Source organism: Rhizobium sp. BT04 (assembly GCF_030053135.1).
In the GTDB taxonomy this organism is placed as follows: domain Bacteria; phylum Pseudomonadota; class Alphaproteobacteria; order Rhizobiales; family Rhizobiaceae; genus Rhizobium; species Rhizobium binxianense.
Window position 1 is genome coordinate 3,711,498 of sequence record NZ_CP125652.1, and the last position, 26,986, is coordinate 3,738,483.

33 protein-coding genes are annotated in these 26,986 nt (G+C 61.8%); 27 read left to right on the forward strand and 6 right to left on the reverse strand.

Features of this window, described 5'->3' with window-relative positions; genetic code table 11:
• Positions 1–193: 193 nt before the first annotated feature.
• The 13 genes from QMO82_RS26355 (at position 194) to QMO82_RS26415 (ending at position 12,351) form a co-directional block, all read left to right on the forward strand.
• Positions 194–1,822, forward strand: coding sequence for a globin-coupled sensor protein (locus QMO82_RS26355; protein ID WP_183605675.1), 1,629 nt, complete (start codon positions 194–196; stop codon positions 1,820–1,822).
• Positions 1,823–1,885: 63 nt separating this feature from the next.
• Entirely contained in the window at positions 1,886–2,182 is a 297-nt protein-coding gene (locus QMO82_RS26360; RefSeq protein ID WP_003588585.1) for an STAS domain-containing protein, read from the forward strand.
• Complete coding sequence (cheY1, locus tag QMO82_RS26365; RefSeq protein WP_003570362.1) at positions 2,179–2,544, forward strand: chemotaxis response regulator CheY1; 366 nt, start codon at positions 2,179–2,181, stop codon at positions 2,542–2,544. The genes QMO82_RS26360 and cheY1 overlap by 4 nt, the downstream gene beginning before the upstream one ends.
• 17 nt (positions 2,545–2,561) lie before the next feature.
• A complete protein-coding gene (locus tag QMO82_RS26370) occupies positions 2,562–4,862 on the forward strand; it encodes a chemotaxis protein CheA (RefSeq protein ID WP_183605676.1) in 2,301 nt (766 codons plus the stop codon).
• 4 nt (positions 4,863–4,866) lie between these two features.
• Entirely contained in the window at positions 4,867–5,334 is a 468-nt protein-coding gene (locus QMO82_RS26375) for a chemotaxis protein CheW (protein WP_164006521.1), read from the forward strand.
• Complete coding sequence (gene cheR, locus QMO82_RS26380) at positions 5,331–6,239, forward strand: protein-glutamate O-methyltransferase CheR (RefSeq protein WP_097619928.1); 909 nt, start codon at positions 5,331–5,333, stop codon at positions 6,237–6,239. The genes QMO82_RS26375 and cheR overlap by 4 nt, the downstream gene beginning before the upstream one ends.
• A complete protein-coding gene (gene cheB / locus QMO82_RS26385; protein WP_183605677.1) occupies positions 6,236–7,279 on the forward strand; it encodes a protein-glutamate O-methylesterase CheB in 1,044 nt (347 codons plus the stop codon). The genes cheR and cheB overlap by 4 nt, the downstream gene beginning before the upstream one ends.
• A complete protein-coding gene (locus QMO82_RS26390) occupies positions 7,280–7,669 on the forward strand; it encodes a response regulator (protein ID WP_003556488.1) in 390 nt (129 codons plus the stop codon).
• Positions 7,666–8,220, forward strand: coding sequence for a chemoreceptor glutamine deamidase CheD (cheD, locus tag QMO82_RS26395; protein WP_003570356.1), 555 nt, complete (start codon positions 7,666–7,668; stop codon positions 8,218–8,220). Before QMO82_RS26390 ends, cheD begins: the two co-directional genes overlap by 4 nt.
• Positions 8,221–8,236: 16 nt before the next feature.
• Positions 8,237–8,626 (forward strand): hypothetical protein, encoded by a 390-nt coding sequence (locus QMO82_RS26400; protein ID WP_183605678.1) that lies wholly within the window; start codon positions 8,237–8,239, stop codon positions 8,624–8,626.
• Between the two features lie 167 nt (positions 8,627–8,793).
• Positions 8,794–10,485: a flagellar basal-body MS-ring/collar protein FliF gene (gene fliF, locus QMO82_RS26405; protein WP_183605679.1), complete on the forward strand. Its 1,692-nt coding sequence runs from the start codon at positions 8,794–8,796 to the stop codon at positions 10,483–10,485.
• Positions 10,486–10,849: 364 nt separating this feature from the next.
• Positions 10,850–11,596 (forward strand): transcriptional regulator VisN, encoded by a 747-nt coding sequence (locus QMO82_RS26410; RefSeq protein ID WP_183605680.1) that lies wholly within the window; start codon positions 10,850–10,852, stop codon positions 11,594–11,596.
• Positions 11,597–11,604: 8 nt separating this feature from the next.
• Complete coding sequence (locus tag QMO82_RS26415; RefSeq protein WP_183605681.1) at positions 11,605–12,351, forward strand: transcriptional regulator VisR; 747 nt, start codon at positions 11,605–11,607, stop codon at positions 12,349–12,351.
• A gap of 37 nt (positions 12,352–12,388) precedes the next feature.
• On the opposite strand, the gene QMO82_RS26420 is transcribed toward QMO82_RS26415, so the two are convergent.
• From QMO82_RS26420 to motA, 6 genes are all read right to left on the reverse strand, one after another.
• Complete coding sequence (locus QMO82_RS26420; protein ID WP_183605682.1) at positions 12,389–12,832, reverse strand: hypothetical protein; 444 nt, start codon at positions 12,830–12,832, stop codon at positions 12,389–12,391.
• 5 nt (positions 12,833–12,837) lie between these two features.
• Complete coding sequence (flhB, locus tag QMO82_RS26425; RefSeq protein ID WP_183605683.1) at positions 12,838–13,917, reverse strand: flagellar biosynthesis protein FlhB; 1,080 nt, start codon at positions 13,915–13,917, stop codon at positions 12,838–12,840.
• A gap of 231 nt (positions 13,918–14,148) precedes the next feature.
• The gene (fliG, locus tag QMO82_RS26430) at positions 14,149–15,189 is read right to left on the reverse strand and encodes a flagellar motor switch protein FliG (protein ID WP_183605684.1); all 1,041 of its coding nucleotides are present in this window, start codon (positions 15,187–15,189) and stop codon (positions 14,149–14,151) included.
• A 28-nt stretch (positions 15,190–15,217) separates the two neighbouring features.
• A complete protein-coding gene (gene fliN / locus QMO82_RS26435) occupies positions 15,218–15,805 on the reverse strand; it encodes a flagellar motor switch protein FliN (protein WP_183605685.1) in 588 nt (195 codons plus the stop codon).
• 65 nt (positions 15,806–15,870) lie between these two features.
• A complete protein-coding gene (locus QMO82_RS26440; RefSeq protein WP_183605686.1) occupies positions 15,871–16,821 on the reverse strand; it encodes a FliM/FliN family flagellar motor switch protein in 951 nt (316 codons plus the stop codon).
• Positions 16,822–17,694 carry a flagellar motor stator protein MotA gene (gene motA, locus QMO82_RS26445; protein WP_183605687.1) on the reverse strand — a complete coding sequence of 291 codons (873 nt, stop codon included), beginning with the start codon at positions 17,692–17,694 and terminating at the stop codon, positions 16,822–16,824.
• Between the two features lie 253 nt (positions 17,695–17,947).
• Here motA and flgF point away from each other — a divergent pair, with 253 nt between their 5' ends.
• The 14 genes from flgF to fliP all read left to right on the forward strand — a co-directional run bounded on the left by flgF (position 17,948) and on the right by fliP (position 26,985).
• Positions 17,948–18,682: a flagellar basal-body rod protein FlgF gene (gene flgF, locus QMO82_RS26450; RefSeq protein WP_183605688.1), complete on the forward strand. Its 735-nt coding sequence runs from the start codon at positions 17,948–17,950 to the stop codon at positions 18,680–18,682.
• A gap of 2 nt (positions 18,683–18,684) precedes the next feature.
• Positions 18,685–20,082, forward strand: a complete 1,398-nt coding sequence (gene fliI, locus QMO82_RS26455; protein WP_183605689.1) for a flagellar protein export ATPase FliI — start codon at positions 18,685–18,687, stop codon at positions 20,080–20,082.
• A gap of 2 nt (positions 20,083–20,084) precedes the next feature.
• Positions 20,085–20,627 (forward strand): flagellar protein, encoded by a 543-nt coding sequence (locus tag QMO82_RS26460; protein ID WP_183605690.1) that lies wholly within the window; start codon positions 20,085–20,087, stop codon positions 20,625–20,627.
• Positions 20,628–20,690: 63 nt separating this feature from the next.
• Positions 20,691–20,828 carry a hypothetical protein gene (locus QMO82_RS26465; protein WP_183606685.1) on the forward strand — a complete coding sequence of 46 codons (138 nt, stop codon included), beginning with the start codon at positions 20,691–20,693 and terminating at the stop codon, positions 20,826–20,828.
• A gap of 71 nt (positions 20,829–20,899) precedes the next feature.
• Positions 20,900–21,292 carry a flagellar basal body rod protein FlgB gene (gene flgB / locus QMO82_RS26470; protein ID WP_183605691.1) on the forward strand — a complete coding sequence of 131 codons (393 nt, stop codon included), beginning with the start codon at positions 20,900–20,902 and terminating at the stop codon, positions 21,290–21,292.
• Between the two features lie 5 nt (positions 21,293–21,297).
• Positions 21,298–21,714 (forward strand): flagellar basal body rod protein FlgC, encoded by a 417-nt coding sequence (gene flgC / locus QMO82_RS26475; RefSeq protein ID WP_183605692.1) that lies wholly within the window; start codon positions 21,298–21,300, stop codon positions 21,712–21,714.
• Positions 21,715–21,716: 2 nt separating this feature from the next.
• Complete coding sequence (locus QMO82_RS26480; protein ID WP_183605693.1) at positions 21,717–22,058, forward strand: flagellar hook-basal body complex protein FliE; 342 nt, start codon at positions 21,717–21,719, stop codon at positions 22,056–22,058.
• A 19-nt stretch (positions 22,059–22,077) separates the two neighbouring features.
• On the forward strand, positions 22,078–22,866 hold the full coding sequence (gene flgG, locus QMO82_RS26485; protein ID WP_183605694.1) for a flagellar basal-body rod protein FlgG: 789 nt from the start codon (positions 22,078–22,080) through the stop codon (positions 22,864–22,866).
• 16 nt (positions 22,867–22,882) lie between these two features.
• Positions 22,883–23,365 carry a flagellar basal body P-ring formation chaperone FlgA gene (gene flgA, locus QMO82_RS26490; RefSeq protein ID WP_183605695.1) on the forward strand — a complete coding sequence of 161 codons (483 nt, stop codon included), beginning with the start codon at positions 22,883–22,885 and terminating at the stop codon, positions 23,363–23,365.
• Complete coding sequence (locus tag QMO82_RS26495; protein ID WP_183605696.1) at positions 23,362–24,483, forward strand: flagellar basal body P-ring protein FlgI; 1,122 nt, start codon at positions 23,362–23,364, stop codon at positions 24,481–24,483. Before flgA ends, QMO82_RS26495 begins: the two co-directional genes overlap by 4 nt.
• Complete coding sequence (locus QMO82_RS26500) at positions 24,480–25,022, forward strand: MotE family protein (RefSeq protein ID WP_097619909.1); 543 nt, start codon at positions 24,480–24,482, stop codon at positions 25,020–25,022. The genes QMO82_RS26495 and QMO82_RS26500 overlap by 4 nt, the downstream gene beginning before the upstream one ends.
• Complete coding sequence (gene flgH / locus QMO82_RS26505) at positions 25,019–25,735, forward strand: flagellar basal body L-ring protein FlgH (RefSeq protein ID WP_097619908.1); 717 nt, start codon at positions 25,019–25,021, stop codon at positions 25,733–25,735. Before QMO82_RS26500 ends, flgH begins: the two co-directional genes overlap by 4 nt.
• A 12-nt stretch (positions 25,736–25,747) precedes the next feature.
• The gene (locus QMO82_RS26510) at positions 25,748–26,251 is read left to right on the forward strand and encodes a flagellar basal body-associated FliL family protein (RefSeq protein WP_183605697.1); all 504 of its coding nucleotides are present in this window, start codon (positions 25,748–25,750) and stop codon (positions 26,249–26,251) included.
• A complete protein-coding gene (gene fliP / locus QMO82_RS26515) occupies positions 26,248–26,985 on the forward strand; it encodes a flagellar type III secretion system pore protein FliP (RefSeq protein ID WP_097619906.1) in 738 nt (245 codons plus the stop codon). The genes QMO82_RS26510 and fliP overlap by 4 nt, the downstream gene beginning before the upstream one ends.
• The last annotated feature ends 1 nt before the right edge of the window (position 26,986 follow it).

Sequence of the window (26,986 nt, forward strand, 5' to 3'; positions counted from 1 at the left end):
TCCCGCCGTACCGGGTTGATCCGGTATCCATCTCTTCAGACAGCTCCGAAACATAGCTGATCAGGGGGCTCGACCCGCCGGTTGTAACCGGTGGCAAGGACCGTCTCCACGCTTGGCGTTTATCGGATGCTGCAAAAGTTTTTGGCCGGGCCTTCGCTCGGAACGTGGTTGGGGACAGGCGTTGAGGCAGGACATGCCATCAGATCAGGCTCGTGGAGCGCAGGCAGGCAGCTTGCGCGACCGCCTGCGTTTTGCCGGTCTCGATGCCGAGCAGTGCGAGCTGGTGCGCCGCAACCGGCCTGCCCTCGAAGCACATCTGAAGGCAGGTCTCAGGGATCTCTTCCACAGGTTCCAGTCGTTCCCCGACGCTTCGCGCAATTTCGAGAGCGAGCGCCAGGTCGAGCGTCTGCATGATCTGCAGTCCTCGCATTGGGACGTGCTGACGGATGCGCGGTTCGACAGCCTCTATGCCGAGCGCGTCAAGGTTCTCTCCGATACCGAAAGCAAGATCGGCCTCGACCCGCGCTGGCACGTGGCCGGCCATGGCGTTATGCTGGAGCATGTCGTTTCCGGTCTCGCCGAGAATATTGCCGGCCGGCCGCTGCTGCCGTCTGCCAAGCGCCGCAGCCGCGAAATTTCCGATCTGATGACCGCGATCATCCGCATCGTCATGGTCGATGTGGAAATCGCCGTCTCGCTGCGTTTCAACGCGCTGCGCGCCGCCCAGAGCCGCGCGCTTGCCGATCAGCGCGCCGACAATGAGGCCGAGATCGCCCGGATCTTCGGCGATGTCATCGAAGGTCTTGCCGCCCGCGACCTGACGCGGCGCGCGCCCGTCGATGGCGATCATGCCGGGATCGCCGCCGCGCTGAACGGTGCGCTGGATGGTCTCCAGGCCGAATTTACAGCCATCACCGATCGCACGCTGAAGGCCGAAGCGGCGACGGCCTCGCTTGCTGGCCTGTCCAGGCAGTTTGCCGGCACGGCTTCCGGCCAGGCCGAGCGGCTGCAGCTTTCCGCCGCGGCCCTTGCCGGCATCGCCGGCAGTGTCCGCGACGGTGCTGCCGACAGCCGCGCCGCCGAGCAGGCAGCCGCCTCGACGCGCACCGCCGTCGAAGAAAGCGGCGAGGTCGTCGGCCGCGCGATCAGCGCCATGGCCGATATCGAGCAGTCTGCCGAAAAGATCGGCCAGATCATCGGCGCGATCGACGAGATCGCCTTCCAGACCAATCTCCTGGCGCTGAATGCCGGCATCGAGGCCGCCCGCGCCGGTGATTCCGGCCGCGGTTTTGCCGTCGTCGCCCAGGAAGTCCGCGCTCTGGCACAGCGCTCAGCCGAAGCCGCCCGCGAGATCAAGACGCTGGTGACGACAACCAAGGCACAGGTCGACGCCGGCGTGCAGATGGTTGGCCGTACACAGGATTCGATCGGCAGCATCGTGCGCCAGGTCACCGACATCAACGCCGCCATATCAGGCATCGCCACCCGAACCGGTGAACATGCCGAAAGCCTCGACAGCGTGACATCAGACGTCAAGAGCCTGGGCGGCGAGGTGGCCGACAGCGCCGGCCTTGCCGAGCGCTCCGCCGAAGGCGCCGACCACCTGCACACCGTCATTCTCGAACTCGGCCAGACGATTCGCGAATTCCGCATCGCCCGGGAAAATGCCCATGCTGGGCGCCCGGCGCCGGTGCGCGTGACGCCGCCGCGCGCCCTCGAGGCCGCCGCCCGTCCGGCACCTGTCGAAGATGAATACGAAAATGATGATTTTAGCCTTCCGCAACCTCTCGCGAGCGTCGGAGGTGGGCGGAATGTTTACTAACCTATCGGATTATCACCTCAGCTCGTCTGCTCGGGCCGGGGACAAGGGGACAAGGAAAAACTGATGGTAGCAAAGAAGAGTGGCAAGACGCTGGATTTGACAGCGGTGCTCGACCTCAACGAGGCCTCGGCCTTGCGCGATAAACTCCTCTCGCTGCGCGGCAGCGGTCTTTCGATCGACGCCTCGGGCGTCGAGCGGATCGGCGCTCTTTGTGCCCAGGTTCTGATGTCCGCCGAGAAGACCTGGGAACAGGACAAGCAGCCATTCACCTTCTCCAAGGTGTCCGACGCATTTCAGAAAACCATGCAGCTGGTGGGCGTCAATATTGATCACCTGCTTGCCAAGGAGATTCGGCAATGAAGAAAAAAGTTCTTACCGTGGATGATTCCCGCACCATCCGAAACATGCTTCTCGTGACGCTGAACAATGCCGGCTTCGAGACGATTCAGGCGGAAGACGGCGTCGAGGGCCTCGAGGTTCTCGAAGAGTCCAATCCTGACGTCATCGTGACCGACATCAACATGCCGCGTCTCGACGGTTTCGGCTTCATCGAAGGCGTTCGCCGCAACGAAAAGTATCGGGCGATCCCGATCTTGGTCCTGACCACCGAAAGCGACGCGGAAAAGAAGAACCGCGCCCGCCAGGCTGGTGCCACGGGCTGGATCGTCAAGCCTTTCGACCCGGCCAAGCTGATCGATGCCATTGAGCGTGTAACCGCTTAAACCCAGGATTTGCTCCTATGGATATGAACGAAATCAAAGAGATCTTTTTCCAGGAGTGCGAGGAACAGCTCGCCGAGCTGGAATCCGGTCTTCTGAAAATGAATGATGGCGATCGCGATCCGGAAACCGTCAATGCGGTGTTCCGTGCCGTGCATTCGATCAAGGGGGGCGCCGGCGCCTTCGGCCTTGATGATCTGGTTGCCTTCGCCCATGTTTTCGAGACCACTCTCGATTGCGTTCGTTCCAACAAGCTGGAGCCGAATCAGGACGTCCTGAAGGTGATGCTGAAGTCGGCCGACGTGCTCGCCGACCTGACCAATGCTGCGCGCGACGGCGGCAGTGTCGATGAAAGCCGCAGCCGCGGCCTGGTCAAGGAACTCGAGGCGCTGGCCAACGGCGAGTTGCCGTCTCCCTCGGCATCGGCCGAGGCGCCGGCACCCAAGGCCGCCGCAAAGCCCGTGGCCAAGGCCGTTCCGGCCGCTCCGGCTCCGGCCGTCAAACCGACCGACGACAGCGGCTTCCAGCCGATCCCATTTTCCTTCGACGATTTTGGCGGCGAGGGCGATGCGGGCGCCGGGTTGCCGGCCTATGAAGTCACCTTCAAGCCGCGCTACGAACTCTATTCCAAGGGCAATGACGCCACGCTGCTGCTGCGCGACCTCTCGCGCCTCGGCGAAATGACCATCTATTGCAATACGGATGAGCTGCCCGGCCTCGAGGAACTCGATCCGGAAGGCGCTTATCTCTTCTGGAACGTCACGATCAAGACGGACAAGGGCGAAGACGCCATTCGCACCGTCTTCGAATTCGCCGAATGGGATTGCGAACTGACGGTGAAGGCTGTCGCGGAAGCACGGGCCGGCGCGACCAGCAACGAGGAACTGCCGATGGTGCCGGTTCCCTTCGACCTGTCGATCCTGGACGAATCGGGCGCAGTGGAAGAAGTGTCCGGCGCTGTCGCCGCCGAGACCGCCGCCGCCGTTGCCGCGGCCGAGACTGCCTCCAATGTCACGCAGATGGCTGCAGCCGCTGCCCGCGTCGAGAAGAAGGAATCGGCAGCCGCCGCAGCGGCCGCCGCAAGTGCCGCCGCCCAGAACAATGCCGCCGGCGCCGGCCAGACGATCCGCGTCGATCTCGACCGTGTCGACCGCCTGATCAACCTCGTCGGCGAACTGGTCATCAACCAGGCGATGCTGTCGCAGAGCGTCATCGAGAACGACACGACCGGCACCTCCTCGATCAATATGGGTCTCGAGGAGCTGCAGCAGCTCACCCGCGAGATCCAGGACTCGGTCATGGCGATCCGCGCGCAGCCGGTGAAGCCGGTGTTCCAGCGCATGTCGCGCATCGTCCGCGAAATCGCCGACATGACCGGCAAATCGATCCGTCTGATCACCGAAGGTGAAAATACCGAAGTCGACAAGACGGTTATCGACAAGCTGGCCGAGCCGCTGACCCACATGATCCGCAATGCGGTCGACCACGGCATCGAGACGCCTGAAAAGCGGGCAGCCGCCGGCAAGAACACCGAAGGCACGGTCCGCCTGACCGCCAAGCATCGTTCGGGACGCATCCTGATCGAGCTGGCCGATGACGGCGCCGGCATCAACCGCGAGAAGGTCCGCCAGAAGGCGATCGACAACGATCTCATCCCGGCCGATGCCAACCTGTCGGACGAGGAAATCGACAACCTGATCTTCCTGCCGGGCTTCTCGACGGCCGACAAGATCTCCGACATTTCAGGCCGCGGTGTCGGCATGGACGTCGTCAAGCGTTCGATCCAGGCGCTCGGCGGCCGTATCAACATCACCTCGAAGCCGGGCCACGGCTCGGTCTTCACCATGAGCCTGCCGCTGACGCTCGCCGTCCTCGACGGCATGGTGGTCACCGTTGCCGGCCAGACGCTGGTCGTGCCGCTGACGGCAATCGTCGAAACCCTGCAGCCGGAAGCGGCCGCGATCCATTCCTTCGGCGCAAACCACCGGCTGATCTCGATCCGCAACTCGTTCTGCCCGCTCGTCGATGTCGGCCGCATCCTGAACTTCCGCGCGACCCAGGCGAACCCGGTCGAGGGCGTGGCGCTTCTGGTGGAATCCGAAGGCGGCGGCCAGCGCGCCCTGATGGTCGACGCCATCCAGGGTCAGCGCCAGGTGGTCATCAAGAGCCTGGAAGCCAACTACACCCATGTGCCGGGCATTGCCGCCGCCACCATTCTCGGTGACGGGCGCGTCGCTCTCATCCTCGATGTCGACGCGGTTGTCGGCGCCTCGCGCGGCCAGTCGCTCAAAGCAGAAATGTCGTTAGCAGCGGTAGGGTAAGGGAATGTCGTACGCCGTAAAAAATCTGAACGAGGGGGACCGCGAGCTGATCGCGTTCCGCATCGGGGATCAGGAATTTTGCGTGAACATCATGTCGGTTCGTGAGATCCGGGGCTGGACCCCGGCGACCGCGATGCCGCATTCGCCTGCCTATATGCTGGGTGTCATCAACCTGCGCGGCGCGGTGCTGCCCATCATCGATCTGGCGGCCCGGCTTGGCATGAAGCCGGCCGATCCGACCGCCCGTCATGTCATCATCGTCGCCCAGGTCCGGCGTAAGGTCGTCGGCCTCCTGGTCGACGCCGTTTCCGATATTCTGACGGTGACCGACGAAACCGTCCAGCCGACGCCCGAGATCTCCTCCGAGCTCGAGCGCCAATTTGCCCGCGGCATTCTCGCCATCGACAAGCGCATGATCTGCCTGATCGAACTTGAAGCCCTCTTTCCCGAGACCGAAAGCGAAGCCGCATGAGTGTAATGGGCGCAAAAGATCAGAGGCAGGGATCCGACGAGGTCTTGGCAAGCGGAGAATATCCGCTGACGCGCCGCGACCTCACCGAGATCGCCGCGATGATCTATTCCGATGCCGGCATCTTCCTCAACGAGACGAAGGCGTCGCTCGTCTATTCGCGCCTGTCGAAGCACATCCGCAGTCTCGGTCTCTCCGGCTTCCGGGAATATTGCGACCTCGTCGCTTCGCCGGCGGGCGCTGCGCCGCGCCGCGAAATGCTGTCGCATCTGACGACCAATTTCACCCGCTTCTTCCGCGAGAACCATCATTTCGACCACCTGCGCGACCATGTCCTGCCGGAACTGCTGCAGCGGGCGAGATCGGGCGGCAGGGTGCGCATCTGGTCGGCCGCCTCCTCCGACGGGCAGGAACCCTATTCGATCGCGCTCACCGTGTTGTCGCTGATGCCGAATGTCGCCGATTACGACTTCAAGATCCTGGCGACCGACATCGACCCGAAGATCCTGGCGATCGCCCGGGCCGGCGCCTATGATGAGAACGCGCTCGAAACCGTGTCGCCTGCCATGCGCAAGCAATGGTTCAGCGAAGTCGAGGTCCAGGGCCGCAGGAAGTTCCAGGTCGACGACCGCGTCAAGCGGCTGATTACCTACAACGAGCTGAACCTGATGGCGCAATGGCCGTTCAAGGGCAAGTTCGACGTCATCTTCTGCCGTAACGTCGTCATCTATTTCGACGAGCCGACGCAGATGAAGATCTGGCAGCGTTTTGCCGGCCTGCTGCCGGAGGGCGGCCACCTCTATATCGGTCATTCCGAGCGTGTGTCGGGCGAGGCGAAACACGTCTTCGACAATATCGGCATCACGACCTATCGCTATACGACCAAAGGTCTCGGGAGGAAGGCATGAGCGCGCCGGCAAGGGTTCTCGTTGTTGACGACTCGCCGACGATGCGCGGGCTGATCACTGCCGTCCTGAGCTCCGACCCCGAGGTCAACGTCATCGGCCAGGCCGGCGACGCCCTGGAAGCGCGCGAGGCGATCAAGCGGCTGAACCCCGACGTCGTGACGCTCGACATCGAGATGCCGAACATGAACGGTCTCGACTTCCTCGAAAAGATCATGACGCTGCGCCCGATGCCGGTCATCATGGTCTCCACCATGACCCATCGCGGCGCCGAGGCGACGCTTGCCGCACTGGAGATCGGTGCATTCGATTGCGTCGGCAAGCCGGGGCCAGGCGAACTCAGACCCTTCGGCGACCTCGCCGAGAAGGTCAAGGCGGCCGCGCGCACGCAGCGCCAGTTCTCCCAGCCGGTTGCTGCCGTTGCCCCACCGCCCTCGGTCGCCGATTTCCGCGTCGGCCGCAAGATCGTCGCCATCGGCTCGTCGACCGGCGGCGTCGAGGCGCTGATTGCCGTGCTGCAGAAGTTTCCGGCCAACTGCCCGCCGACCGTCATCACCCAGCATATGCCGCCGACCTTCACCAAGAGTTTCGCCGAACGGCTGAATCGCCTCTGTGCGCCGGTGGTGCAGGAAGCGACCGATGGTGCCCGTCTCGAAATCGGCAAGATCTATCTGGCGCCGGGCGGCGAGCGTCACCTCCAGGTCAGCGGTGCCTCGGCGCCGTGCTGCCGTCTTGTCGACCGGGCGCCGGTCAACGGTCATCGCCCATCGGTCGACGTGCTGTTCGATTCGGTGGCGGAACTGGCAGGCCGCAATGCTGTCGGCGTGATTTTGACCGGAATGGGCCGCGATGGCGCCGCCGGATTGTTGAAAATGCGCCACGCTGGCGCCAGAACACTCGGCCAGAACGAAAAAACCTGTGTCGTTTACGGAATGCCAAGGGTTGCTCACGAACTTGGCGCCGTTGAGCAGCAGCTGCCGCTGTCTGCCATCGGTGAGGAAATATTGAAAATGACAGCCGCCCGAAAGGAAGGGACCGAATAAATGTCGATCGCGGAGAAAATCAAAGTTCTGATCGTCGACGATCAGGTAACGAGCCGGTTGCTGCTCAGCGACGCGCTGACCCAGCTCGGTTTCAAGCAGATCACGTCCGCAGGCGACGGCGAGCAGGGCATGAAGATCATGGCCGAGCAGCCGCACCACCTGGTGATCTCGGACTTCAACATGCCGAAGATGGATGGCATCGGCTTCCTTCAGGCCGTGCGCACCAACCCGAACACCAAGAAGGCGGCTTTCATCATCCTGACCGCCCAGGGCGACCGCGCACTGGTGCAGAAGGCAGCCCAGCTCGGCGCCAACAACGTGCTCGCCAAGCCGTTCACGATCGAGAAGATGAAAGCGGCCATCGAAGCCGTGTTTGGAGCCCTGAAATGATGACTGAGGGGGCAGCCCGCCGCGTGCACATCATTCAGGGCGAGTACAAGGTTCTGAGCGATCCGAATGCGGTCCTCTCGACCATTCTCGGCTCGTGCGTGGCTGCGTGCCTCAGAGATCCTGTCGCCGGTATCGGCGGCATGAACCACTTCTTGCTGCCCGGTTCGGCGACGTCGCCGACATCAGGCGGCGATGCCACGCGTTACGGCGTGCATCTGATGGAACTGCTGATCAACGGTCTCCTGAAGCAGGGCGCCCGGCGCGACCGGCTGGAGGCAAAGATCTTCGGCGGCGCGAAGACGATCTCGACATTCTCCAATGTCGGTGAGCAGAACGCGGCCTTCGCCATGCAGTTCCTGAGGGATGAAGGCATTCCGGTGGTCGGTTCCTCCACAGGCGGAGACCATGGACGCAAGCTCGAATACTGGCCGGTGTCCGGTCGTGCCCGGCAATACCCCCTGACCGGCGCCGAAACGCAGAGAACCGTCGCTCTCGAGCAGCGGCCCGCCGCTCCGCCGAAGCCCGTCGAAACCAGTATCGAATTTTTTTGATGGCGAGGATTTTCTTATGACATTTAACCCGGTGATGGAGCCGCCTGCGCCTGTGGAAGCGCTGAGCGACATCCTGATGCGCATCGTTTCCGAACTGCACGATGTTGCCTACCTCATCGAGCGTATCGAGCCGCAGCTTCTCGACCTCGGCGGCGCCGCAATCCTGAATTCGCCTGACGCCATGAAGGTCATGCAGGGCATCGATCTTGCCGTGCAGAAATCGCGCGGCCTTGCCGAGTTCATCGACACCATCACCGGCGAAATCCCGCACGGTTGGGCAGTCGACGTCGCGACTGCGCTCAGCCTCGTCAAGCTGGCGGAGATGCAAAAGGCGCTGGGCGGCGCCACACGCCACGGCCACTCCCAGCCGCTGAGCAAGGCAGCCGGCGACTTCGACTTCTTCTGATGCATGTCGCCCGGCGGCGTGCCGCTGATCCGGGATGACGACATGCATGAACAAGGAGCCTTTCGCTCCCGCACGCGCTTCACGAAACGCTCGCACAAGTTTCGCCGATTATTCGTCAGATGAGGCAATAAGCCTGCTTTGTCTTTGACGGATTGTGCGAGAACAGAATGAATCTGTTAAATCAATTAGTTCAGATCTTTAAGAACTTCGGTTCCCTTGGCCGAACACGCCTGATGATTCTCGGAGGCGTCGGTGCCGTCTCCATCGCAATCGTCCTTGCGGCCGCCCTTTTCGTCAACAAGCCGGCACAGGAAACGCTTTATGTCGGTCTGGACTCGCCGGATCTCAACCAGATCAGCATGGCCCTTGCCGAAGCCAACATCAATTTCCAGGTCGGCACCGACGGCTCCAGCATTAGCGTCCCCGCGGGGATGACGGGCAAGGCCCGCCTGATGCTTGCCGAGCGCGGCCTGCCGAACAGCGCCAATGCCGGTTACGAACTCTTCGACAATGTCGGCTCGCTCGGCCTGACCTCCTTCATGCAGGAGGTGACGCGAGTTCGCGCGTTGGAAGGCGAAATCGCCCGCACCATCCAGTCGATCTCGGGTATAACCGCCGCGCGCGTGCATATCGTCATGCCGGAGGTCGGAAACTTCCGGAAGCAGGAGCAGAAGCCGACCGCCTCCGTCATGATTCGCGCCAGCGCTGCCACCGGGCGCAGTGCCGCCACCTCGATCCGCCACCTCGTCGCCTCGGCCGTGCCGGGGCTTGACGTCGATGACGTGACGATCCTCGATTCCGCCGGTCAGCTGCTTGCATCCGGCGACGAAGCGAGCAACAGCTCGCTGAACCGCTCGCTCAACATCGTCCAGAACGTTCAGCAGGAAGTCGAATCCAACATCGACAAGGCGCTGGCACCCTTCCTCGGCATGGACAACTTCCGCTCCAGCGTCACCGCCGATCTCAACACGGACGCCCAGCAAATCCAGGAAACGACCTACGATCCCGAATCCAAGGTCGAACGCTCGGTCCGCTCGACGAAGGAAGCGCAGCAGTCGCAGCAGAAGCAGTCCGATAGCGCGACGACGGTCGAGCAGAACATTCCGCAGGCCGCTCCCGAGGCCGGTGGTTCCGCCGGCCCTCAATCGGAGGACAAATCCGACAAGCGCGAAGAGCAGACCAATTACGAAATCAACAGCAAGACGACGGCGACGACCCGCAACAGCTACAAGGTCGAGAAGCTTTCGATCGCTGTGGTGGTCAACAAGGGCCGTATCGCCAAGATGGTCGGCGAGCCCGCCGATCAGGCCAAGATGGACGCCTATATTGCCGAGATGAAGAGCATCGTCGCTTCGGCAGCCGGCATCGACGCCAACCGCGGCGACGTCGTCACCGTCACGGCCATGGACTTCCTTGAGAACCAGCTGCTCGAAGACGCCACCGGCGGTGTCCGCGTCATGGACATGCTGAGCCGCAACCTTGCCGGCATCATCAACTCACTGGCCTTTGTCGCGGTCGCCTTCGTGGTGGTCTGGATGGGCCTGCGGCCTCTGGTGCGCAGCGTCAGCGGCAATAGCTCCAGCTCGGTTCTCGGCGACGCCACGCCGGAAGCGGCCGGCCTCGAGCTTCCGGACTTCGCGCCGGCGGCGGGCGCCTCGGGCGGCGCTCTCATGGACGGCTTCGGCTCCGACTTCGGCTTCGACAGCACTGAAGATCTGCTCAGCCTCGGCGACGACGACGGCAACTTCAACCGCCGCGTCAAGGAAGGCCCGGAACGCAAGCTCTCCCGCATGGTCGAGATCAACGAGGAACGCGCCGCGAAAATCCTCCGGAAATGGGCGATCGACGAGGCAGCATAAGAAAAAAGGCCGGGCAACCGGCCTTTTTCATGTCGGTGCCGAAGCTTCATTTGCTGTAACGGAATTGTTGCCGCTGTAGGGAAACTTGATAAAGGCGCTACTCGCGTAAAACGCGAATGAAGTTGCGGCACAGCCAGAATCACCGTAGCCTTCCCCCATATCTTGAGGGCTGGAATTGATCGTCGAATCAGTGCATGGGCGGCAGCGGATGTAAATCCCTAGAAGTCGGAGATGGTGATTTGCACCGGCTGGCTTACCCTTGGGTGATTCGAAATGGGATTCGAGCGGGACTCGAATTGAATCCCTTACAGAAAAATTGCTGTTGCACCGAGTTTGATGGTTTCTCAGCCGCAGGACATTGCCAATGGATATGGACGTAATTCAGGCGAGCAAAGGCGAGAGGCAAATGTCGAATTTCGCGAGCGCTGTGGTGCCGGATCTGTTGCCGCGTGATGAACTGCTCCAGCGCCTGCACGGCGTCGCCAACACTGGCAGGTTGCAGTCTGGTCTGCGCGCGCTGACGGAGTACGTCGGTGCTTCCCACTATCTTCTGGCGCGCTGCGATCTCCTCCAGGAAAGCGGCCTCGATTTCATTGTTTCGTCGGATTGGCCCTTCGACCTGGTCAGGGATATCGCCAATGATCTGGTGCGCGGCTATGCCCGTTCGACGGAGCTGGAAAAATGCATGCAGGTCTTCCAGCCGAATTTTGCCCTCATGCCTGACAGCGCCGACGTCCCGGCTGGCGCCAGCCGCCAATATTGTTCGGTGACCTTTAATGTCGGCCGGTCGCGGCTGGCCCTGATGTTCCTGTTCGGTGAGGGGTTCATCCTGTCGCCGGAGCGCCTGCGGGATGTCGGCCTGCTTGCCGGTTATGTCGCGAGTTTCCTGCGCTGCGGCGGCACCAGGGTCGACCGCGATTTCGATTTGACGGACCGCGAGCTGGAATGCCTGTTCTGGATCGCCGAGGGCAAGACCAGCGACGAGATCGCGATGATCCTCGGAATCTCCCGCAATACCATCAACAACTACATCACCAGCGTGATGCGCAAGACGGCGACCAAGACCCGGTCCGAGGCCATTGCCTTCGCCGTCCGCAACAATCTCGTATAGGGGGATCTATGGGGCACCCATCAGCCAGGACGATGAGCGGCGCCGAGCAACTGCGCATGGTGCGTGTGAATAGGATTTCCAGCCGGTCCGATCTCTTTCCGCGGCTGATTGCGATGCAGAAGCTCGCCGATGCGCAAGGGTTCGCGATCTTCCGCGTCAGCGGCTCGGGTCTTCCGGCAAAGCAGCGCCTGGTGTGCGAGCTCGAGAACTGGGGCTCTTCCAATGCCGGTTTCGGCAAGGCCTTCACGGATGCCTACGGCGATATCCTTCTCGACCATATCGAAAAGTCGCTGCTGCCGCTCTCATGGGCGGGCGGTTACGACCGTGCGGCACCCGGACCGGCGGACTTCGCGCCGTTCATGACCCGGCTGCAGGACGGTATCCTGCCTTTCTCAGGCCTTGCCTTTCCGGTGCGGCTTGGCGCCGTCGGCAACGGTTTCATCCTTTTCACCGGCGATGACATTGATCCCTCGAGCGATACCATCGTCGAGCTGCACGGTCGCTGCTGCCATATCATGATGGATCTGCTCTCGCTCGACGAACGCCGCACGGCTGCCGCCGAAGCGCTCAGCGAACGCGAGATCGCCTGTCTCCAGCTCGCCGGCGACGGCCGCATCAGCGAAGAGATCGCCGACAAGCTCGGCCTGTCCGTGCACACCGTGAACGCCTATCTCGGCTCGGCGACCATCAAGCTCGATTCCGTCAATCGCATCCAGGCGATCGCCAAGGCGATCCGGCTCGGCTACATCAGCTGAGGGGACAAACCACCGGATTCAATTATCCTCGGAGACGTCAGCTGGCCAGCGCCCGTGGCGGCTGGTTCACGTTGTAACGCGATTCCCGAAGGCTCCTTTTCAGGAAGATAGTGTTCTCGTCGGGATCGGCCGAGGGATCCTGGAAAGCGATATGGTTGATCTCGATGCCGGCATGGTCTTCGGCAAGGGTGAGCTGGGCGTAGACGGTGACGCCGCGCGGCTTGATTTCCAGATCGAGCACGACTTCGGGCTTGCCGCCCCATTCCAGCGTATAGTTGCCGCCCAGGCCGAAATTCACCGTGCCGGGATGAAAGAAAAGCTCGGCTGCCGAGGCGACGAGATCGGAAAGATTGCCATAATACTCGAAGCGCAGCAGTGAAATAAGGTCAGAAGCATCCAGAAGGCGCAGTTCCGTGGCGACCGGGCTGATCGCTTCTGCCAGGATTTTTTCACGCTGGGTAGAGTGAGGGCATTTTTTCATTCGACTTATCTTACCCGTTTGTTCTTGGCGTCTGCGGCGTAGACCCGGTGGATCAGCTCCGCAACGGCCTTATAGAAGACTGACGGTATGACACTATCGACCGAGACTTGCGCAAACATGGAGCGTGCAAGCGGTGGATCTTCGAACACCGGGATGCCGTTTTGCTCGGCGATCTCCCTGATCTTGAGTGCGATGAGGTCCTGGCCCTTGGCCAGCACCACCGGTGCGTCGTTCTCTTCACGCGCGTAACGCAGCGCTACCGCATAGTGCGTCGGGTTGGCGATGACGAGCGTTGCGCGCTGCACATCGGCGATCATGCGCCGGCGCGCGCGGTCGCGCATCAGCGAGCGCTGCCGGCTCTTGACGAAGGGGTCGCCCTGCGCCTGCTTGTTTTCTTCCTTGACCTCGTGCCGCGTCATCCTCAGCTCGGTGAACCAGTGATGGCGCGTCCAGAAAACGTCGGCGATCGCCACGATCGCGGTGGCGATCAGCATGACGATGATGATCTTGCGCATCGCCGTCGTGATCCGCACGAGGATCGTTTGCGGGTCGGAGAACATCGCGTCGATCGAGCTGAAATATTCGCTCCGGAGCACGAAAAACAGAATCACCCCGACGACGACGACCTTGAACAGCGATTTTCCGAATTCGATGAGGCCGGGCAGGCTGAACAGCCGTTCCCAGCCCTTGATCGGCGAGATGCGCGAGCCTTGCGGCCGGATGCGTTCGAGCACCAGCGTCGGCAGGTTCTGGAAGACGGAGGAGGCGATGCCGAACACCATGACCAGGATGAAGGCTGGCGCCAGCAGCGCCGCACTGGCCCAGCCGATCCGGACGAACAACGACAGGATATCCGGCCCTGTCTCGATCTTCCATTGGTCGGGCTGCTCGAAGATGTCGCGCAGCGTTTCCGTCATGCGCCCAACGCTGTCGGGGAGGAAGAACACCAGATAGATGTAGGTGGCGAGAATGGTGGCGAAGATCGACAGCTCGCGCGAAGACGGCACGTTGCCTTTTTCCGCGGCATCGCTTTGCTTTTTCGCGGTCGGGGCTTCTGTTTTGCTGTCCTTGTCATCATCTGCCAAGTCGCGGCCCTCCCTAAAAGAAACAGGCCGCAGCCAATGCATGTCGCCCGAAACTGTGCAGCGGTCTTGGGATGACGACATGCATCAAAACAAAGACCTAAAGCGCGTCGCAGGAACCGGGTTCCTCCGACGCGCTTTAGAGCGCAGCCTGCTATCAGAAGGTAGTCGCCTGTGCGGCGGCGATCAACAGCCGCCTTGCGGCATGCCGGATTTGTCAACAGTCTCGAAGAGTTAGGCGGCTGCCGAAGCGTCGCCTTCCTTCTCCTTGAGCTCGATCTGACCTGAGTTGGCCAGGCGAATCGCTTCCTGCGCCACTGCGCGCCGAGCAATGGCGATCTCGCGCGGATTGACGCCGCCCGTGCCGCTCTGCAGATCCGATTCGATCATGCGGCGCTGGCGCGGGCTGATGGCGGAGAGAACCGATTCGCGGATCTCGGCGGGCGAGCCGCGCAACGCGACGGTGAGCACATCCGTCGAGATGTCGTTGAGCAGCATGACGCGGCTGCGCTGCGGCATGTACATGAGGTCTTCGAACAGGAAGATCTTCGGGCGGACCTTGTTGACCGACTCGCGGCTGATCGATTCCAGCGAGGTAAGCAGCGTGTCGACCTGCGGCTTGTCGAGTTCGTTCATGAGGTCGGCGACCTTCGTCGAGCCGGCGGCATTGCGCTCTGCCTCGACCTCGGCAAGCAGCGTCATCACCTGGTTCTCGATGATCTGCGCAGCCTTCGGGCTGACGGTCTTCATGTTGACCGTGCGGTTCATGATGTCGGCGCGGCGGTTGTCGGGAAGCTGCAGCAGCACCTTGGCGCCGAAGTTGGAAGGCATCATCGAAAGAATATAGGCGACGGTCTGCGGATGTTCGCGCAGCAGGAACTGGGCGACGAATGTCGGCTCCGCCTCGCTGAGGCGATCCCAGATCGAGGTTTCGTAGGCCTGGAATGCAGTGCGGCGGCCGAGCAGGCTGTCCACCTCGTCGGGTGTCAGGCCTTCTTCCAGAATGGCCTCGATCGCCTTGGCGTTATCCATCAGTCCGGCGCCCTCGGTGAAGAGGTCTTCGAATTCGGCGACGAGCATCAGCAGCTCGTCCGGCGGAATGGCGCGCAACGACTGAGCGGAGGCGATAATGGTCTGCAGTTCGGCCTGGGTGAAATATTTCAACAGCCGGCCGGCGACTCCCTTTCCCATAGCGAGAAGGACAGCCGCCGCCTTTTCAGCCTGGGTCAACGGTTTCCCGGCTAGCGCGCCGCCGAAATCGTCAAAGTCCATCATGGTCTAACCTCTCCGTCCCACACAGGGATCAGGCTTTTTTCGTGCTCAAAACTTCTATCAGTTTTACACCGAATCGCGTGTCGTCGTTTTCCAGTACCGTAATTTCGCCGCGGGCAATCCTGCGACCGTTCACCATAATCTCGACCGGTTCGCCGATTTTCTTGTCGAGGGCGATCGTTGCCCCTTCATTGAGGTTCATCAGGCCGGAAACCTGCATGCGGCTGGTGCCGAGCATGATCTGGACGTCGATCGGGATGTCCATGATCAGCTCGAAATTGGAATTCAAGGCGCTGCCGAGCGGAGCCGGAGAGGCCTCGAAGGAGGAGCTGCTGCCGAAATCCATACCCGCCGCCGGGCCGGCACTGCCAGCGCCGAAATCGCCGCCGAAATCGTCGCCCCCGAATGGCGTTTCCGAAACCTCACCGCCGAAAGCCGCCAGGTCCGTTCCGGTTGCAAAGGGGTCGTCCTGCAGGTCGCCGCCAAACTGCGACAGGTCGCCATCGGCATCCTGCTTCAGCACGCCGCGCAGATCGTCGATCGCCTGGTCGAGATCCGCTTCGCTGCCCGGAAGATCCAGGGAGAGGTCGCTGTTCTGCTGTGTTTTCTTCGTTGCCATGAAATCACTATTCCAGTTGAAACTTGCCTCAAACTGCCTTTGCAGCCCAAGAGCCAGAGAACCGATTAATTCATTAAATGACGGATGAGTTCGTCATCCGAGTTCATCGTATCCTTGACGCGGACCATGTAGTTTTCACCTGAACGCCCGAACTCGCACACATACAATTCCTTGCTGTTGGCGCTGACCTCGACGCGCACGTCGCCGCCGTCGCGGAACGGAATGACGTCGCCGACCATCAGCTTCGATATCGTGCGCAGCGTCAGGTCCTGCAGCCTGATCTTGGCCTCGAGCGTGACATGCGAGCGGCGGACCTGGTCGCCGAGCTGTTCGGTCCATTCCGGCGAATTGCCGGTCGCCTGGCGCTTCGGCTTCGGTGGCGTCACCTTGGTCTTGAGCAGCGCCGTTTGCGGAACCATCAACGAAAATTCCGAAACGATGCCGGCAAGCGTGATCGACATGTTGATGGCGGCGGCGAATTCGTCCGGGCGCTCCTCCGGCGGCCGGGCGCGCATCTCAAGGGCGTGCGGGGCCGAAAGGCTCGGTTCGAAACCGCCCGGCGCGTTGACGGCCGAGCGCAGCACCTTGGCGATCTTGTCGAAAACCATCACCGCCAGGTCGATTTCGATGATCGACAGCAGCCGGTCGGCCGGCTCCTCGATCGTATCGGCGGTGGCGCCGAGCAGGTGCTCCATCAGCGTGATGACGAATCCATTGCCGCAGGCAATCGTGATGTTCTGCGACCAGTTGCGCAGCGTCACGTCGACGAGGGTCATGTTCGCGCTCAGGTCGTCGACCAGATGGTTCTTATAGCCGATCTCGCAGCCGAGATAGTTGACCGTCACGTCGAGACCGGTCTCGCTCTTGATGACGTCGGGGAAGAATTCGCTGTAGATTTCCCCGAAGGAGCTGCAGATCTTGGCAACCCTGCCTCTGTCGCCAAGCCCGCCTGTGAGCTTGGCGAGAAGGGCAGGATCCATTGCCGGTTTGTCATGCGAAGCATTGCTCATAGTCATTTAAGCCGCCTTGGTTTCGCCGCCTGGGTTCATCATTTCCTGTTCGACCGCATCGATGGATGGACGCTCGTAAGCCGAGATCGTCTTGCGGCCGTATTCTAGAGCGACCTGCGGCACCGAGCCGTTCATGTAGGCAAGCAGTGTCTGCTTGACGATGACGTAGAGGCGGTGCTGCTTGTTGCGCACGATCTTGATCTGGGAGACCAGCGGCGAGCAGACGCAGTAGGACAAGAGAATGCCGAGGAAGGTGCCGACGAGCGCTGAGCCGATCAGGTGACCGAGCACCTCAGGCGAATCGTTGATGTGGGCCATCGCCTTGATGACACCGAGAACGGCCGCGACGATACCGATCGCCGGGAAGGAATCGCCCATGATCTGGATCGCGTGGTAGGGCTTCATCTTGTCGTGCATGATGGTGTTGAGTTCTTCGTCCATCAGCGCCTCGATCTCGTGGCTGCGGGCGTTGCCGATAATGATCAGGCGCACGTAGTCGCAGATGAACGCCGTCAGTTCCTTGTTCTTCAGAACGGTCGGAGCCTGTTGGAAGATCGTCGATTCTGCCGGATTGTCGATATGGGCTTCGATTTCGTTGCGCGACTTGGTGCGCAAGTCGCGCATCAGCGAATAGAGCACGCCGAGCGTATCGAGATAATTGCGTTCCTTCGGCACGGCGTGCTTGAAGGCTTCGCCGAGCGCCTTGCCGGAATCCTTTACCACCTTCATCGGGTTCGCCATGATGAAGCTGCCGAGGCCGGCGCCGCCGATGATCACGAATTCAAAGGGCTGGAACAGCGCGTCCACATGGCCGCCCATCGCCATGAAGCTGCCGATGACACAGCCGCAAGTCACTATAAATCCGATAATGATGTTCATCGTCAGCCCAATCTGAACGTTACTTTTCTCTAGGACGGATAGGGTTTCTGCCTTGCGTGAGGCTGATGAAAGGGCTGCCCGCAAGGCATTTCCGTGTGCCAGCTTCGCGCAAGCATCTGTCGTCAGTCTAAAGGGGACGAATGGGTGCCTGCACCCGTTTCTGAGATGCCGCCTCAGCGAAATCCCGGCCGAACCAGACAGACGACGCCCGGCTTTTCGTTCCGTTCATCGCCAATGCTTGGAGCTTACCGACATGCAATCCGGTCTTTATGTTTCTCTGTCGTCGCAGATGGCCCTCGAAAAGCGCCTGAACACCATCGCAGACAACATGGCGAACGTGAACACGACCGGCTTTCGCGCCACCGAGGTGAAGTTCGACGAGATGGTGGCGGCGACCAAGAACAAGCTGAACACCAAGGTCGCCTTCGTTTCCCAGGGCAACGACTATCTGAACGAAAGCAATGGCGAGTTGCAGCACACCGGCAACATGCTCGATTTCGCCGTCAAGGGCGATGCCTGGTTTGCGCTCGACACGCCGGCCGGCCGGGTTCTGACGCGGGACGGCCGCTTCACGCTCAAGGATACCGGCGAACTGGTCTCGATCCGGGGATATCCGGTTCTCGACGCCGGCGGTGCACCGATCCAGCTCAACACCAAAGGCGGCGAGCCGGCCGTCGGCACCGACGGCATCATCTATCAGGACAAACGCCAGGTCGCTTCGCTCGGCCTGTTCGAGGCCGATATCAGCAAGGGGTATCTGCGCTACGAAAACAGCGGCATCATGACCACCGACCAGCCGCGCGCGGTTGTCGACCGCTTCAATGTCGGTGTCGAGCAGGGTTATCTCGAAAATTCCAACGTCAACGCCATGCGCGAGATCACCCAGCTGATCGAAGTCAACCGCGCCTTCGAAAGCGTCTCGTCGCTGATGCGCGACAGTGAGGATTCGTTCAAGGAAGCCGTGCAGACGCTTGGAGGCAGCCGCTGAGCATGAACACCACGCTCCTGTCCGAGGACGGCCTTTCCCCGAAGCTGGCGCATCTGGCGGATCTCGTCGAGCGATACGTATCGCCGGACTTCGCCGTCGCCCATGGCGGTCGCGTGCAGACCATCGCCGCCGGCCACTACACGGTTCGCGGGCTCTCCCGCCATGTGCGCCTCGGTGAGTTCGTCGCCCATAAATCGGCGACCGGCATCCATCTCGGCGAAGTCGTTCGCGTCGAGCCGGATCTGATCTACGTCTGCCCGATCGAACCGGGCGAGCCGATCGGCATCCACGATACCGTGATCCGCAAGGGCGCCTTCCGCATCTCGCCGTCGGACAGCTGGTGCGGGCGCACCGTCAACTCGCTCTGCGAGCCGATCGACGGGCTGGGTCCAATCATTGAAGGCCTCGATCGCCGTTCGATCTCCAATACCGCGCCGCCCTCGATGACCCGCAAACGTGTGGAAACCGGCTTCAAGACCGGCGTGCGCGCGATCGACATCTTCTCGCCGCTCTGCCTCGGGCAGCGTCTCGGCATCTTCGCCGGCTCCGGCGTCGGCAAGTCGACGCTGCTGTCCATGCTCGCCCGCGCCGATGCCTTCGACAAGGTCGTCATTGCGCTTGTCGGCGAACGCGGCCGCGAGGTGCGCGAATTCATCGAGGATACGCTCGGCAGCAATATGAAGAAGGCAATCGCTGTCGTTGCCACCAGCGACGAGAGCCCGATGCTGCGCAAGATGGCGCCGCTGACGGCGGTCACCATTGCCGAGCATTTCCGCGACAAGGGCGAGAACGTCCTCTTCATCGTCGACAGCGTCACGCGTTTCGCCCATGCGATCCGCGAGGTGGCGACCGCCTCCGGCGAGCCGCCGATTGCGCGCGGTTATCCCGCTTCCGTCTTCACCGAGCTGCCGCGCCTGCTGGAACGCGCCGGTCCCGGCCCCGAGGGTGCCGGCACCATCACGGCAATCATCTCGATCCTCGTCGACGGCGACAACCACAACGACCCGATCGCCGATTCGACGCGCGGCATCCTCGACGGTCACATCGTCCTGCAGCGCAGCCTCGCCGAAGAGGGGCGTTATCCGCCGATCGATCCGCTGGCCTCGATCTCGCGTCTCGCCCGCAAGGCCTGGACGCCGGACCAGGAAAAGCTGGTGTTGCGGCTGAAAGTGCTGATCCACCGCTTCGAGGAGACGCGCGACCTGCGCCTGATCGGCGGTTATCGCCAGGGCGCCGATCCCGATCTCGACATGGCGGTCAAGCAGGTGCCCATCATTTACGACGTCCTGAAGCAGTCGCCGGGCGACCGTGAATCGCCCGATGCCTTTGCCGATCTCGCCGGCGCGCTCAAGGCTGCAGCCGGCATGGGCAATCAGGGCGCACAGATCCAGAGGAGATAGACGTGGCTGAATTCGACGACGAACGCATCGCTTCCCTGAAGCAGCGCAGGAAGACCGTCATCCTGGATCGGTTTCTGACCTTCACCGGCCTGGCGCTGGCCGGCGCCGCCGCCTTCTTTCCCTGGTATGTGTTCTTCAACGAGGACAAATTCGGCATCAACGTCGCCGCCAGCGGCAATTCGCGCGACCTGCCGGATTGGCCGGCCCGCAACGTCTTCAGCGTCTCGCCGCTTGCCATGGTCAACAAGAACGAGGGAGACAAGAAGGCCTCGCCGATCGATCCGCTGACGACGGCGACGGTTTCCGATCTCGGCAAGGAGCGCAATGGCAAGCCCTTGCTGGAAGATCAGCCTTTCCCCGGCAGGTCTTCCTTCCGCCTGCTGCACGTCTCCAACGGCCGGGCGCTGATCGAGGATCCCTCGGGCATGTATATGGTACGCATCGGCTCGATCCTGCCCGACGAGAGCCGCCTTGCGGCACTCGAGCAGCGCGACGGGAAATGGGTGATCGTCACCTCCAAGGGCGATACCTACCAGAACAATTGAACCGGCCGGCCAACGCCGAAGGCAACAGGGGCTCCGCCGCCAACCGGCCGGAGCCTTGTTCTTTTGACAGAGCAATTCCAGCAAAAATGTGCAGCGGTTCTGCGTTCGGAATTGCGTGAAAACAAAGAGATAGAGCATTTTCGTGACTCGAAGAAAAACGGAAATGCTTTGGCGGCAGCCTTCGCCGAAAAAGCATCTTGAAGCCTGAATTCCCGTAAGTCCCACGCAAGATTACCGCACTAGGTTCGGGACAGTAAAAACGGAGAGTTCTCATGCAACCGATCCAACTTTTCGACTTGGCTTCGCGGCAGGCGGAATGGCTGACGATCCGTCAGCAGGTTGTTGCCGGCAACATCGCGAATGCCAATACCCCGAAATTCCACGCCAAGGACGTCACGCCCTTCGACGCCGTACTTGATAAGTCCGACATCACCATGGCGCGCACCAATCCGGCCCATCTCAACGGCAACGATTTCAGCGACAGCGGCGATATCGACGTCAAGGAGGCCGCACTCGACCAGGAAATCGGCGTCCAGGAATCCGGCAACACGGTCGGTTTGGCCGAGGAGCTCTCCAAGTCGGGCGATATCAAGCGCCAGTACGATCTGAACACCTCGCTGGTCAGTTCCTTCAACCGCATGATGTTGATGACCGTCAGGAAGTAAAACTCATGGATCCGCTTTCAGCAGCAATGAAAATCGCCGGTTCCGGGCTCGAGGCGCAGTCGACGCGCCTGCGCATCGTTTCGGAAAACATCGCCAACGCCCGCTCGACCGGCGACACGCCCGGAGCCGACCCCTATCGCCGCAAGACGATCACCTTCGGCCAGCAGATGGATCGTGCCACCGGCGTCGAGACGGTCGACGTCAAGAAGGTCGGCGTCGACGAGGGCGATTTCAGCACCGAATTCGACCCCAGCAATCCGGCTGCGGACCAGAAGGGCGTCGTCAAGCTGCCGAACGTCAACATCCTGGTCGAGATGGCCGACATGCGCGAAGCCAACCGTTCCTATGACGCCAATCTGCAGACGATCAAGCAGACCCGCGATCTCATCTCCTCCACGATCGATCTCCTGAAGAGCCAATAATAATGATCAGCAGCGTCCAGAATGTCAGCAATCTTTCGATGACCCGTGCGCTCGGCGCCGTCGACACCGAAAATTCCGCCTCGTCGTCTGCCGCCACCATGCCGGGCACCGCAGGTGCGACCAACGGCATGAGCTTCGCCTCCGTCATGGGCAACATGGCGAGCGACGCGGTCAACAGCCTGAAGGGTGCGGAAAGCATGTCCTTTGCCGGTATCAAGGGTACGGCGACGACGCGAGAGGTCGTCGATTCCATGCTCCAGGCCGAGCAGACGCTACAGACCGCGATCGCCATCCGCGACAAGGTCGTCTCGGCCTTTCTCGAAGTCACCAAGATGCAGATGTAACTGATTTGAGGACGAACACATGAGAGCGCTCGCCATCGCAGCAACGGGCATGGATGCCCAGCAGACCAATCTGGAAGTCATCGCGAACAACATCGCCAACATCAATACGACCGGTTTCAAGCGCGCCCGCGCCGAATTCTCCGATCTTCTCTACCAGACCGAACGCGCCAAGGGTGTCGCCAACCGCGCCAACCAGGCCGTGGTTCCGGAGGGCGCCAATATCGGCCTCGGCGTCCAGACCTCGGCGGTCCGCAACCTGCATCTCCAGGGCGAACTGACCCAGACCGGCAACGACCTCGACGTGGCGCTGATCGGCAAGGGTTTCTTCCAGATCCAGTCGACCGACGGTACGACGCTTTATAGCCGCGCCGGCGCCTTCAACAAGAACGACCAGGGCCAGCTCGTCACCATCGACGGCTACGAGGTCCTTCCCGGCATCACCATTCCGACGGGCTCGACCGAACTGACGATCAGCCGCTCCGGTCAAGTGTCCGCCAAGCTGCCCGGCCAGACCGCCCCGACGACCCTCGGCCAGCTGACGCTTGCCGACTTCGTCAACGAGGCCGGCCTGCAGCCGATCGGCGACAACCTCTTCCAGGAAACGCCGGCATCCGGTCAGGCCGTCGTCGGCAATCCGGATGAGGAAGGCTTCGCCTACATGAAGCAGGGTTACCTGGAATCGTCGAACGTCGACCCGGTGAAGGAAATCACCGAGCTGATCTCGGCCCAGCGCGCTTACGAGATGAATTCCAAGGTGATCACCACCGCTGACGAAATGGCCTCCATCGTCAGCAAGAACCTGAAGTAAAGGGAAGGGCCGAAACATGATGTTTTGCCGGGCAGGACACATCTCAGGATGGGTGGCGGCAGCCACGATCGCAGTCGCGGGCATTTTCTTGCCCGCGAAGGTGGATGCCGGCATGGGTTATGCCGTCGTCCCGACGACGATCATCTACCCCGGCGACACACTGTCGGCCAGCCAGCTTCAGGAGGTCGAGGTCACCAACCCCAACCTCGCCGGCGATTTTGCCAAATCCATTTCCCAGGTCGAAGGCATGGTCTCCAAGCGCACGCTGCTGCCGGGCCGGACGATTTCGGTTTCCGGCCTGCGCGAAGCCTATACGGTGACCCGCGGTTCTACGATCCGCCTGGTCTTTTCGCTCGGCGCGATGACGATCTCGGCCGCCGGCACGCCGCTCGAAGACGGCTCGACGGGGCAGGTCGTGCGCGCCCGCAATATGGATTCCGGCGTCATCGTCAGCGGCACGGTGCTTGCGGACGGCACGGTCCATGTGAGGGCAAAATGAAATTGTTCTTCCGTTTCTTAACCCTTATCGCGGTTCTCGCCATGAGCCTGGCCGACGTCGCGCCCGCCTTTGCGCTGACCTCCCGCATCAAGGACATCGCCTCGCTTCAGGCCGGCCGCGACAACCAGTTGATCGGTTACGGCCTGATCGTCGGCCTGCAGGGAACCGGCGACGGCTTCCGTTCCTCCCCCTTCACCGAGCAGTCGATGCGGGCGATGCTGCAAAATCTCGGCATCTCGACGCAGGGCAGCCAGTCCAACGCCAAGAACACGGCGGCGGTGATGGTCACCGCCAACCTGCCGCCCTTCGCAAGTCCCGGCAGCCGTATCGACGTCACGGTGAGCTCGCTCGGCGACGCAACGTCGCTGCGCGGCGGCACGCTCGTGATGACCTCGCTTTCCGGTGCCGACGGCCAGATCTATGCCGTCGCGCAAGGTGCCGCCATCGTTTCCGGTTTTCAGGCCCAGGGCCAGGCGGCCACCGTGACCGAAGGCGTCACCACGGCCGGCCGTGTGCCGGGCGGCGCCATCATCGAACGCGAACTGCCGTCCCGCTTCAAGGATTCGGTCAATCTCGTCCTGCAGCTGCGCAACCCCGATTTCTCGACGGCGATCCGTATCGCCGACATCGTCAACGGTTATGCCTCGGCGCGCTTCGGCGGTCCGGTCGCCGAAGCCAAGGACTCGCAGGAGGTGGTGATCCAGAAGCCGCGCACCGCCGATCTCACCCGACTGATGGCCGACATCGAAAATCTCATCGTCGAAACCGATACGCCGGCCAAGGTCGTGATCAACGAGCGCACCGGAACGATCGTCATCGGCTCGGATGTCCGCGTCTCGCCGGTTGCCGTCAGCTACGGCACCCTGACGGTTCAGGTCACCGAGACGCCGCAGATCATCCAGCCCGAACCCTTCTCGCGCGGCCGGACCGCGGTCCAGCCGCAGACCGACATCGCGGCTGAGCAGACCGGCGGGCGCGTCGCCATCATCGACGGTCCCGACCTCAGAACCCTCGTCGCCGGCCTCAACAATATCGGTGTGAAACCGGATGGCATCATCGCCATTCTCCAGGGCATCAAGTCGGCGGGCGCCCTGCAGGCGGAGCTTGTGCTGCAATGAAGACGATCCTGAATCCCGACATGACGGTCCTGCAGCTGCTGCGCCGGCTGGCGCTGCCGGCGGCAGGCCTCGTCCTTTTGTCGATCCCGGGCGCCTTCGCGCAGGAGCATGCGCCGGCGGGCGACATCACCTCCCAGGACGAGATCAAGCAGTTCTGCACCAACATCGCCGACCCCGCCCGCGACCAGCGTTACCTGCTGCAGAAGCAGGAACTGGAAAAGCTTCGCGCCGACATCGACGCCCGCGTGGCCGAGATGGACAGGCGCAAGGCCGAATACCAGGACTGGCTGAAGCGGCGCGACGATTTCCTGAAACAGGCGGAAGCTGGCCTCACCGACATCTACAAGAAGATGAAGCCGGATGTGGCCGCACTGCAGCTGCAGGAGATGAATATCGAGGTGGCGTCCGCCGTGATCATGCGGCTCGGACCGCGTCAGTCGAGCCTCATCCTGAACGAGATGGACGCCAAGAAGGCCGCGGCCATCGCCAGCGTCATCGCCAGTGCGTCCGATCCCAATACGTCGAAGGATCCTTCATGAATATGCGTTTTCAGGCCGCGATCGCCGCGCTCGCACTCCTTGCAGGTTGCCAGTCTCCGACGGCGGTCAGCGAGATCGGCCGTGCGCCCGCCATGAGCCCGATCGGCAGCGGGCTTGCCTACGGCCAGACACCGCAGATGGCGCTCTATCCGAAGCAGCCGCGCGCCGTGGCGCAGGGTTATTCGCTGTGGAGCGATTCGCAGGCCGCCCTCTTCAAGGATGCGCGCGCGCTCAACGTCGGCGACATCCTGACCGTCGACATCCAGATCAACGACAAGGCCTCCTTCGACAACGAGACCAACCGCAGCCGCAAGAATTCGAGCGGCATGGCCTGGGACGTCAACGCCCAGATCTTCGGCTGGACGCCGGAGTCCAAAACCGACCTGACCTATGGCTCCGACACCAGCACCGACGGCAAGGGCAAGATCGAGCGCACCGACAAGATCAATCTTATGGTCGCCGCCGTCGTCACCGGCATTCTCGAAAACGGCAACCTCGTCATCTCGGGCTCGCAGGAAGTCCGTCTGAACCAGGAACTGCGCATTCTGAACGTCGCCGGTATCGTTCGTCCGCAGGATGTCAATTCCGACAACCAGATCTCCTACGACAAGATCGCCGAAGCCCGCATCTCCTACGGTGGCCGCGGTCGCCTGATGGAAGTGCAGCAGCCCCCGCGCGGCCAGCAGGCCGTCGATCTTTTCTCGCCGCTTTGAGGCTGAACGACGATGGCAGAGCCAGATGCAAGCGCAGGTCAACCGAAGAAATCCGGGTCGTTGATGACGATTATCGGCATCGCCGTTCTGACGCTCCTCGGCGCCGGCGGCGGCTGGGCGGTCGGCACGATCGTCGCGCCCAACATCAAGGGAGCCAAGGAGGCCGAGCAGGCCAAGGACGCCGAGGCCAAGAAAAAGGCCGAGGAAGGCCTGGCCCGCATTTCGACCGAGGCCAATAACATCGTCCAGCTCGAGCCGATCACCTCGAACCTCGCCTACCCCTCGGAAAACTGGGTGCGACTCGAGGTCGCGCTGCTGTTCAACGGGCCGCCGGATGTCAAGGTTTCCGAGGATATTCATCAGGATATCCTCGCCTATATCAGGACCGTTTCCCTGCAGCAGATCGAGGGGCCGCGGGGCTTTCAATATCTCAAGGATGACATACAGGAACGTGTTGACCTTCGCTCGCAAGGGCGGGTATCGAAGGTCATGTTCAGGACATTTGTCATCGAATGATTCGTCTCATAGTTTTCCTTGCCGCCATGATGGCGGTGCCGGAACTGGCGGTGGCACAGCAACTGCCGACTGACTTGTTGAACGTGCCGGTCGATGGCTCCGTCGCCGCCTGGATCATCCGCACATTCGGCCTGCTGACCATTCTTTCGGTCGCGCCGGGCATCCTGATCATGGTGACGAGCTTCCCGCGCTTCATCATCGCCTTCTCGATCCTGCGTTCAGGCATGGGCCTCTCCTCGACACCCTCCAACATGATCCTGCTTTCGCTGTCGCTGTTCATGACCTTCTACGTCATGTCGCCGACCTTCGATCAGGCCTGGCAGAACGGCGTGCAGCCGCTGCTTGCCAACCAGATCAACGAGACCGAGGCGGTCCAGCGTATCGCCGAACCCTTCCGCACCTTCATGGCGGCCAATACCCGCGACAAGGATTTGGCGCTTTTTGTCGATCTGGCGCGCGAACGCGGACAGAATATCCAGACGACCGATCCGATCGACTACCGCGTGCTGATCCCGGCCTTCATGATTTCCGAGATTCGCCGCGGCTTCGAGATCGGCTTCCTCGTCGTGCTGCCGTTCCTCGTCATCGACTTGATCGTCGCCACCATCACCATGGCGATGGGCATGATGATGCTGCCGCCGACGTCGATCTCCCTGCCGTTCAAAATTCTCTTCTTCGTGCTGATCGACGGCTGGAACCTGCTCGTCGGCAGCTTGGTGCGCTCCTTCCACTGAC

Bases quoted from the DNA above. Each gene is read 5' to 3' on its own strand.
- motA (WP_183605687.1), bottom strand. From the start codon at position 17,694: ATGAACATCATTATCGGATTTATAGTGACTTGCGGCTGTGTCATCGGC.
- QMO82_RS26370 (WP_183605676.1), top strand. From the start codon at position 2,562: ATGGATATGAACGAAATCAAAGAGATCTTTTTCCAGGAGTGCGAGGAA.
- fliP (WP_097619906.1), top strand. From the start codon at position 26,248: ATGATTCGTCTCATAGTTTTCCTTGCCGCCATGATGGCGGTGCCGGAA.
- flgA (WP_183605695.1), top strand. From the start codon at position 22,883: ATGATGTTTTGCCGGGCAGGACACATCTCAGGATGGGTGGCGGCAGCC.
- flgB (WP_183605691.1), top strand. From the start codon at position 20,900: ATGCAACCGATCCAACTTTTCGACTTGGCTTCGCGGCAGGCGGAATGG.
- flgC (WP_183605692.1), top strand. From the start codon at position 21,298: ATGGATCCGCTTTCAGCAGCAATGAAAATCGCCGGTTCCGGGCTCGAG.
- cheY1 (WP_003570362.1), top strand. From the start codon at position 2,179: ATGAAGAAAAAAGTTCTTACCGTGGATGATTCCCGCACCATCCGAAAC.
- flgG (WP_183605694.1), top strand. From the start codon at position 22,078: ATGAGAGCGCTCGCCATCGCAGCAACGGGCATGGATGCCCAGCAGACC.
- QMO82_RS26410 (WP_183605680.1), top strand. From the start codon at position 10,850: ATGGATATGGACGTAATTCAGGCGAGCAAAGGCGAGAGGCAAATGTCG.
- cheR (WP_097619928.1), top strand. From the start codon at position 5,331: ATGAGTGTAATGGGCGCAAAAGATCAGAGGCAGGGATCCGACGAGGTC.
- fliG (WP_183605684.1), bottom strand. From the start codon at position 15,189: ATGATGGACTTTGACGATTTCGGCGGCGCGCTAGCCGGGAAACCGTTG.
- QMO82_RS26510 (WP_183605697.1), top strand. From the start codon at position 25,748: ATGGCAGAGCCAGATGCAAGCGCAGGTCAACCGAAGAAATCCGGGTCG.
- QMO82_RS26360 (WP_003588585.1), top strand. From the start codon at position 1,886: ATGGTAGCAAAGAAGAGTGGCAAGACGCTGGATTTGACAGCGGTGCTC.
- QMO82_RS26480 (WP_183605693.1), top strand. From the start codon at position 21,717: ATGATCAGCAGCGTCCAGAATGTCAGCAATCTTTCGATGACCCGTGCG.
- fliF (WP_183605679.1), top strand. From the start codon at position 8,794: ATGAATCTGTTAAATCAATTAGTTCAGATCTTTAAGAACTTCGGTTCC.
- QMO82_RS26500 (WP_097619909.1), top strand. From the start codon at position 24,480: ATGAAGACGATCCTGAATCCCGACATGACGGTCCTGCAGCTGCTGCGC.
- cheD (WP_003570356.1), top strand. From the start codon at position 7,666: ATGATGACTGAGGGGGCAGCCCGCCGCGTGCACATCATTCAGGGCGAG.
- QMO82_RS26415 (WP_183605681.1), top strand. From the start codon at position 11,605: ATGGGGCACCCATCAGCCAGGACGATGAGCGGCGCCGAGCAACTGCGC.
- flgH (WP_097619908.1), top strand. From the start codon at position 25,019: ATGAATATGCGTTTTCAGGCCGCGATCGCCGCGCTCGCACTCCTTGCA.
- fliI (WP_183605689.1), top strand. From the start codon at position 18,685: ATGAACACCACGCTCCTGTCCGAGGACGGCCTTTCCCCGAAGCTGGCG.
- QMO82_RS26375 (WP_164006521.1), top strand. From the start codon at position 4,867: ATGTCGTACGCCGTAAAAAATCTGAACGAGGGGGACCGCGAGCTGATC.
- QMO82_RS26390 (WP_003556488.1), top strand. From the start codon at position 7,280: ATGTCGATCGCGGAGAAAATCAAAGTTCTGATCGTCGACGATCAGGTA.
- QMO82_RS26355 (WP_183605675.1), top strand. From the start codon at position 194: ATGCCATCAGATCAGGCTCGTGGAGCGCAGGCAGGCAGCTTGCGCGAC.
- QMO82_RS26420 (WP_183605682.1), bottom strand. From the start codon at position 12,832: ATGAAAAAATGCCCTCACTCTACCCAGCGTGAAAAAATCCTGGCAGAA.
- QMO82_RS26400 (WP_183605678.1), top strand. From the start codon at position 8,237: ATGACATTTAACCCGGTGATGGAGCCGCCTGCGCCTGTGGAAGCGCTG.
- flgF (WP_183605688.1), top strand. From the start codon at position 17,948: ATGCAATCCGGTCTTTATGTTTCTCTGTCGTCGCAGATGGCCCTCGAA.
- QMO82_RS26440 (WP_183605686.1), bottom strand. From the start codon at position 16,821: ATGACTATGAGCAATGCTTCGCATGACAAACCGGCAATGGATCCTGCC.
- cheB (WP_183605677.1), top strand. From the start codon at position 6,236: ATGAGCGCGCCGGCAAGGGTTCTCGTTGTTGACGACTCGCCGACGATG.
- QMO82_RS26495 (WP_183605696.1), top strand. From the start codon at position 23,362: ATGAAATTGTTCTTCCGTTTCTTAACCCTTATCGCGGTTCTCGCCATG.
- fliN (WP_183605685.1), bottom strand. From the start codon at position 15,805: ATGGCAACGAAGAAAACACAGCAGAACAGCGACCTCTCCCTGGATCTT.